Source organism: Clostridium luticellarii (assembly GCF_002995845.1).
Classification (GTDB): Bacteria; Bacillota; Clostridia; order Clostridiales; family Clostridiaceae; genus Clostridium_B; species Clostridium_B luticellarii.
Window position 1 is genome coordinate 1 of record NZ_PVXP01000107.1, and the last position, 6,935, is coordinate 6,935.

The window sequence follows — 6,935 nt, forward strand, 5'->3', positions numbered from 1 at the left end:
TTAGAGATGGAAGAAGTATTAGCTATAAAGATTTTGCAACATTGCCATTTAAATTTCCCCAATATGAAGAACAGAAGAAAATAGGTGCATTTTTTATTGAACTTGACGACCTTATCACCCTTCATCAACGTAAGTTAAATCATTTGAAAGAACAAAAGAAAGCATTACTACAACAGATGTTTATATAAACAGAGTTCTTTGTTTCAGGTGTTTTTTTGACACCACCTGAAGTTTAGAAATCGTTATCCAGGAGTGTAGCTGCCCTTATCTGTCACTTTGGCAGTATTAGGGCAGGTAGCTATCGGATGAAATAATTTCAAAAGAGAAAGGAATTAAGAAAATGAGCGATAATATGCAAACAATTACCAGTAAACTTTGGGCCATGGCAAATGAACTGCGCGGCACAATGGATGCGTCGGAGTACAAAAACTATATCTTGGCATTTATGTTTTATAGATACCTTTCGGAACATCAAGAGCAGTATTTAGTGAAAAATAATGTTATTGACATTGCAGAGGGAGAATCTATCAATGATGCTTATCTAAAACAGGCGGCAGGTGAAGATTTGGATGACTATTTACAAGATATTTCATCAAGTTTGGGATATGCAATTGCGCCAAATGATACATGGGAGTCTTTGATTAATAAAATTAATGATTCACAAGTTATTCCCAGCGACTACCAGACTATTTTTGATAACTTTAATAAAAATGCGGAATTAAATAAAGAAGCGGTGAAAGATTTTCGCGGTATATTCAATGATATTAACCTGGGAGATTCACGTCTTGGAAGTTCTACAAATGAACGAGCAAAATCACTTAACAATGTAGTTAAGTTAGTGGACGAAATTGAATACAAGGGAGATGATGGGAAAGACATTCTAGGTGAAATATATGAATATTTAATCGGTAAATTTGCTGCAAGTGCTGGTAAAAGGGGCGGGGAATTCTATACACCTCATCAAGTAAGTAAGATTTTAGCTAAAATAGTCACCAGCGGTGTAGAAAAATCGGATGAATTTTTCAATATATATGACCCGGCAATGGGCTCGGGTTCCTTACTGCTTACTGTTGGACAAGAATTGTCTGATGGTACTCCTATGAAGTATTTTGGTCAGGAGTTGAATACAACAACATATAATTTGGCCCGTATGAACTTAATGATGCATAATGTGTCTTATAACAATATGACATTAAATAATGCTGATACTCTGGAAAACGATTGGCCGGATGGACCAGATGGAAAAGGGATTGACCACCCGCGCAATTTTGATGCAGTGGTTGCAAATCCACCGTATTCTGCGAAATGGGATAATGATAAAACTAAATTAAAAGATCCGCGTTTTAGCGATTATGGGAAATTGGCACCAGCCTCAAAAGCAGATTATGCTTTTGTATTACACGGTATATATCATTTAAACAACACTGGCACAATGGCTATTGTTCTGCCTCACGGTGTGCTGTTTCGCGGTGCAGCAGAAGGCAAAATCCGTCAAACTCTGATTGAAAAAAATTATCTTGACACAGTTATTGGTCTGCCGCCTAACTTATTCTATGGGACAAGTATACCTACAATCATTTTGGTATTTAAGAAGAATCGTAAAACTAAAGACATATTATTTATTGATGCAAGCAGTGATTTTGAAAAGGGAAAGAATCAAAATAACTTGAATGATGAAAATATAGATAAAATCATCAATACATTTAAGGAACGCAAAGATGTTGATAAATATGCTCACTTGGCATCAATTGATGAAATCAGGGAAAATGAGTTTAACTTGAATATTCCACGTTATGTTGATACTTTTGAAGAAGAAGTTCCAATTGATTTGGAAGAAGTAAATAAGCAGTTAGAACAGGACAATAAAGAAATTGCAGAACTTGAAGCAAAGATTAAGGAACAATTGAAGATTTTAGGTGTAAAAATTTAAATTTGCTGGTGCTGGGAGCAGTGTGAGCTGGGTGCAATTTCAGATAAAGTAACTTAAAAGAATACGGATTTCAAATTTTTTCCCGTTGGAACAATAAAAAACGGGAAAATGGACGAGGTGTAGAATATGAAATTATATCGAAAGATATAATTCACCACTTGGAAAAATAACATTGGTGAGTGGTGGTAAGTTCCTTACGGGATATGCAGGCGGAATAGACAGAAAAATAGAGTTATTAAAAGATAGAAAGGGAATATCAGGATTTTTTCTATATTCCTAAAAAAGGTACGGCATTGTAATATGAAACCAACGAATTTAGACAATGATGTTTTAGTTAATATGGTATAATAATAGTAAAATAAAGAATATACAGGAAGGTGATTTATATGATTAATAAGGATGCCTTAGTAAAAAAAATTGAAACATTACCACCTTACTTATTGCAGGAAGTAGCTGATTATATAGATTATATAGAATTTAAAAAAAATAGAAAAAGCAATTTAAAGATAAATGATATAACATTAGCAAGTGAAGAGAATCTAGCAAAAGATTGGCTTAAACCTGAGGAGGATAAAGCATGGAAAGACTTATAAAGGGTGATGTAGTTGTTGTACCTTTTCCCTTTTCAGATTTATCGCAATCGAAGAAGAGACCGGCCTTAGTATTAGCTGATCTAGAAGGATATGATTTAATTCTTTCCCAAATAACAAGTCAAAATGTATTTGATTCATATTCAATAAAATTGAAGAATAGTGACTTTGAAGAGGGATCATTGATAAAAAATAGTAATATCAGACCTAATAAGATATTTACGGCTGACAGAGATATAGTTTTGTATAAGATTGGGCATTTGAATGAAGAAAAAATAAAAGAGGTAACAGATAGGGTTATTAGAATCTTCGTAGAAGGCTAAAAATGAAGTTATAAGTAAAACTTATTATATAAAAAGATTTTTAGGACAGTTTGCTCTATATAACAATATGACGTTAAATAATGCCCATGTGGCATCAATTGAGGAAATCAGGGAAAATGAGTTTAACTTGAAACAAGGATTAATGAACAATTGAAGATCTTAGGCGTAAAAATTTAGATTTGCCGGTGCTGGGAACAGTGTGAGTTAGATGCGATTTAAAATTTTATATAAGTAGGATATTTTTATCCTACTTATGGTATAATATAAACATATTATAGTGTTAGGAGGGGTTTCAATGCTGGTAAATACTAAAAAGATAGTTTCAATGTCAGAGGCTAACCAGAATTTTTCTAAAATAGCCAAGATGGTTGATGAGGACAAATCGGTAGTTATTATGAAAAATAACAAGCCCAAATATGTAGTTTTGGACTTTGAAGAATTTACTAAAGAAGCTGTATCTGAAGAACAGACCCTTGATAGGATTGCGGATAAAATTCTTGAAGAAAATATAGAAGCTTTTAAGGAACTGGCTGATAGATGAAATATATATCTTTGGAATATATAATAAAATTGCATGATAAGATGATAGGTATTACAGGAGGATCAAAAGGAATTAGGGATATAGAACTTTTGAAATCATCAATAGAAAATTCCAGGGCTACATTTGGTGGGGAAGATTTATATCCAACTGCTGAATCTAAATGCGCAAATATCTGTTTTAATATAATAAAAAATCATGCATTTGTGGATTGTAATAAAAGAACTGGAATATATGTTATGCTTATGCTTCTTGAATATAACAATATTAAATTAACCCGTTGTGCTATATTAGCATAATTCCTTTAAATACACATTAAGGTTTATTGTTCCATTGAAATAATGCATAGCATGCCTATAAAAATTAAGCTTAACTTTTGTGGATATATTATCCAAATATCAATTGTTTTATTTTTAATATATCTGTGCTTTTTCTTAAAACTTTATTTATAAAACAGCATATATTATGAGCTAATATTTTTGTTTCGAGTCTTGCTAAAAGTCCTAAACGTGATTTTGCAAGTACTCTGGCTATATTTAATTGCTCGGAGAGCTGAGAGTTAACTGTTTCAATCAATCTTCTCTTCTTAAATATTTGCTGCCTTAATTGCTTAGGTAATTGTGATTTACTATTGTTTCTTTTCATGGATATAAGATTGATATTACGCTCTTTACTTAAATCTGAACAAATATCATCACCTATATATCCTTTATCACCGAGTACGGTTATACAGTTTATATTATTTGTTAAATCCCATAATGCTTCTCTATCATCAATATTTGCTGATGTTAATGTAAAATCTGTTATATAACCATCAAAAGTAATTAAGGAATGTAGCTTAAATCCATAAAAAGTTTCTTTTTTAGAAGCACACTTGCCATAGGCTGCATAGCTTCTATATGTTTTATGAAATCTTGCTCTGCCAAATTTACAAGCATATATAGGCATACTATCTACGATTCTAAAAAAATCGTAATTACATCTGATAAGTTTTGTGAGATTATGTCTTATTAATTCTATTGTTTTATATAATGCCCTTCGGGTTCTATTGAACCTAGTTCGGCTGCAGAAGCTTGGAAATAACTCTTTTAAATTTTTTTTACAATATTCAACCCAAGCATTCTCTGAATCAATTGACATAAGCTCACCAGCTAATGAAACTGTAATTATTTCACTGTCAGTCATTATTGAATGATTACTGTTTCTCCGATTTTTAATATATGTTGGAGTTACTTCTTGGTAAATATCATCAACTATAACAAATATGACAGTTATAAAATCTTTTAAATCTTCTATAATTGTGATAGAATCATTGTTATAAATCTCTAGCATATATGTTTCCTCCTTCATTGAATTGGTCGTGCTTTTCAATGATAGGTTAACACATCATACTGGAGATTTTCTATTTGTAAATCTTGCTAGTGATTTAACTAGCACAACAGGTTAAATTAGAATTTACCCAAAAAGAATTAGTGGATTTAGGTGTGGATATAGCATCCGGGAAGTTAAATCAGAAAGATATAATATCATGGATAGAAAATCATAAATAGGTACTTACTTTTATAGTAGGTGCTTATTATGCCTGAGAAAATGATGATACCATGAATCTAACAGCGCTTATGGAGACAGTTAAACGGCTAATGAATTTACAAGTATGATTATACCCAATTATGATATCTGTCTTTTAATTGATATTGCAAAATATAAGAAACCAGAAGCTCCTGTTGATATGATTAAAAATTGATTTAAAAAATATAAATACTATTGAGTTTTTATGATTATAGGAAAGAATTAATAATTCGAATTTTAATCTGGAGCTAATGCATTTACTTTCCTACGCTTGCTTGGGAACAGCGTAAGCTAAAAAATATAGTTGATGTTAAAAGCGGGAGAGACTATAAGCACCTTTCAGAGGGTAAAATTCCAGTCTATGGAACTGGTGGATATATGCTAAGTGTGAATGAAGCTTTATCATATAAAGAAGATGCGATAGGTATTGGGAGAAAAGGTACAATTGATAAACCATACATATTGAGAGCACCTTTTTGGACTGTGGATACCTTATTTTATGCGGTTCCTGAGAATAATAATAATTTAAATTTTGTTTATGATATTTTTCAAAATATAAAGTGGAAACAAAAAGATGAATCAACAGGTGTGCCAAGTTTATCCAAAACTGCTATTAATAATGTAGATGTTTTGATACCTGATTATAAGGAACAGAAACAAATAGGTGACTTTTTCCAAGATATTGACCACCTTATCACCCTTCATCAGCGTAAGTCATTTCTGATAATGATTTCCAGTTAACTTAATCCTGACAATGAACGCATAACCAAATCTACATCTTTATTTTCAAGTTCCTGAATAATGTGTAAATAGGTTTTTTGGGTTGTTGTCATACTAGCATGCCCTAACCTTCTGGCAACACTTGCAATTGATACACCGGCAAATAACAAAAGAGAGGCATGGGTGTGGCGTAATCCGTGAATTGAAATTACTGGAATCTTTGCATCCCTACAGTGTCTTGTTAATATGTTATTAACAGTAGAATTATATACTTTGTTTTCTGTAAATATAGGGCTGCCTTCCGGCAATCCCTTTATTAACTCAGAAAACTGAATTACTGTTTGCCAGTCTATTTCTACTTTGCGTACGGAGGATTGATTTTTTGTTGGAAGAAAGCCGCCATTTCCTTTATAATCCCATGTTTTACTGATTGAAAGAATCTGATGTGAAAAATCAAAATCTTTAGGTGTAAGCGCTAATGCTTCTGAAAAGCGCATCCCGGTTTTTGCAACTAATAGTATGAACCAATCCCAGCTTACTTCAGGCTTTAAATCGAGATTGCTTAATAGAGTATGCAGCTCAAACTGATTCAGGTATTTTATTTTTTTATCTTTTGGAGTTTTCCCTTTGATTATTGCTTTTCGCGTAGGATCCCTGTCAATTAGACCTTCATCCACTGCATCCAAAATTGCAGCTTTTAATTGATGATGAAAATCCATCGTCGTTTGACGCTCATGCCATGCAGCATAGTCATTAAGTAATTGCTGATAGGTTATACGGTTTAAATCGCAAATTATAAGGTTTGGAATAAGTTTTTCAAGCCACTTTTTAGTCATAAGATATTTATCCATAGTCACTTTTCTTATAGCACCATCTTTGTATACTGAAATCCATTGTGAATAATATTGGTAAAATAAATCGGTTCCTTTTACTTTTTCTAACATTATTAATCTCTCCTTTTGATTTATCGAAAACTGCCTAACGCTGATCATTTAAATGAAATGCTGCCTGCTTAATTCTTTCCGAAATAATTAGTGTATGCGCAAATCAGTAATTGGAAAAAACACATCTATTTTCTTATTATAACCATATGTCAGAATTTAGTAGTTGGAATTTTTACCTCAGCAGCATTCTTAACAGGTATCTTAATGTTAAGTTGTTTTAAATAGCGGATTTTAATAGTATCAATATGTGGACAGTGAAGCAATTTTATTTGTAAAAAACTATTTCAATGTATAAAATTAAGCGATAATATTGTATAGTAA

At 32.0% G+C, this 6,935-nt stretch carries 9 protein-coding genes; 7 read left to right on the top strand and 2 right to left on the bottom strand.

Features of this window, described 5'->3' with window-relative positions; translation table 11 throughout:
• The 6 genes from CLLU_RS17600 to CLLU_RS17625 all read left to right on the top strand — a co-directional run.
• Nucleotides 1-188 (top strand): restriction endonuclease subunit S (locus CLLU_RS17600; RefSeq protein ID WP_146127621.1); only part of this gene is annotated, 188 nt, incomplete at its 5' end.
• A gap of 152 nt (nt 189-340) precedes the next feature.
• The gene (locus CLLU_RS17605) at nt 341-1,930 is read left to right on the top strand and encodes a type I restriction-modification system subunit M (protein WP_106011072.1); all 1,590 of its coding nucleotides are present in this window, start codon (nt 341-343) and stop codon (nt 1,928-1,930) included.
• A gap of 386 nt (nt 1,931-2,316) precedes the next feature.
• Nucleotides 2,317-2,523: a DUF2281 domain-containing protein gene (locus CLLU_RS17610; protein ID WP_106011073.1), complete on the top strand. Its 207-nt coding sequence runs from the start codon at nt 2,317-2,319 to the stop codon at nt 2,521-2,523.
• Nucleotides 2,508-2,843, top strand: coding sequence for a type II toxin-antitoxin system PemK/MazF family toxin (locus CLLU_RS17615; RefSeq protein WP_106011074.1), 336 nt, complete (start codon nt 2,508-2,510; stop codon nt 2,841-2,843). The genes CLLU_RS17610 and CLLU_RS17615 overlap by 16 nt, the downstream gene beginning before the upstream one ends.
• Before the next feature lie 295 nt (nt 2,844-3,138).
• A complete protein-coding gene (locus CLLU_RS17620) occupies nt 3,139-3,384 on the top strand; it encodes a type II toxin-antitoxin system prevent-host-death family antitoxin (protein ID WP_106011075.1) in 246 nt (81 codons plus the stop codon).
• On the top strand, nt 3,381-3,680 hold the full coding sequence (locus CLLU_RS17625; RefSeq protein WP_207656029.1) for a type II toxin-antitoxin system death-on-curing family toxin: 300 nt from the start codon (nt 3,381-3,383) through the stop codon (nt 3,678-3,680). Before CLLU_RS17620 ends, CLLU_RS17625 begins: the two co-directional genes overlap by 4 nt.
• Nucleotides 3,681-3,768: 88 nt before the next feature.
• Here the strand turns inward: CLLU_RS17625 and CLLU_RS17630 are convergent, their stop codons facing one another.
• Entirely contained in the window at nt 3,769-4,713 is a 945-nt protein-coding gene (locus CLLU_RS17630; RefSeq protein WP_106011076.1) for an IS982 family transposase, read from the bottom strand.
• A gap of 492 nt (nt 4,714-5,205) precedes the next feature.
• Here CLLU_RS17630 and CLLU_RS17635 point away from each other — a divergent pair, with 492 nt between their 5' ends.
• Nucleotides 5,206-5,691, top strand: a complete 486-nt coding sequence (locus CLLU_RS17635; RefSeq protein ID WP_276329485.1) for a restriction endonuclease subunit S — start codon at nt 5,206-5,208, stop codon at nt 5,689-5,691.
• Here the strand turns inward: CLLU_RS17635 and CLLU_RS17640 are convergent.
• Nucleotides 5,688-6,614 (bottom strand): site-specific integrase, encoded by a 927-nt coding sequence (locus tag CLLU_RS17640; protein ID WP_106011077.1) that lies wholly within the window; start codon nt 6,612-6,614, stop codon nt 5,688-5,690. The genes CLLU_RS17635 and CLLU_RS17640 overlap by 4 nt on opposite strands.
• Between the last annotated feature and the right edge of the window lie 321 nt (nt 6,615-6,935).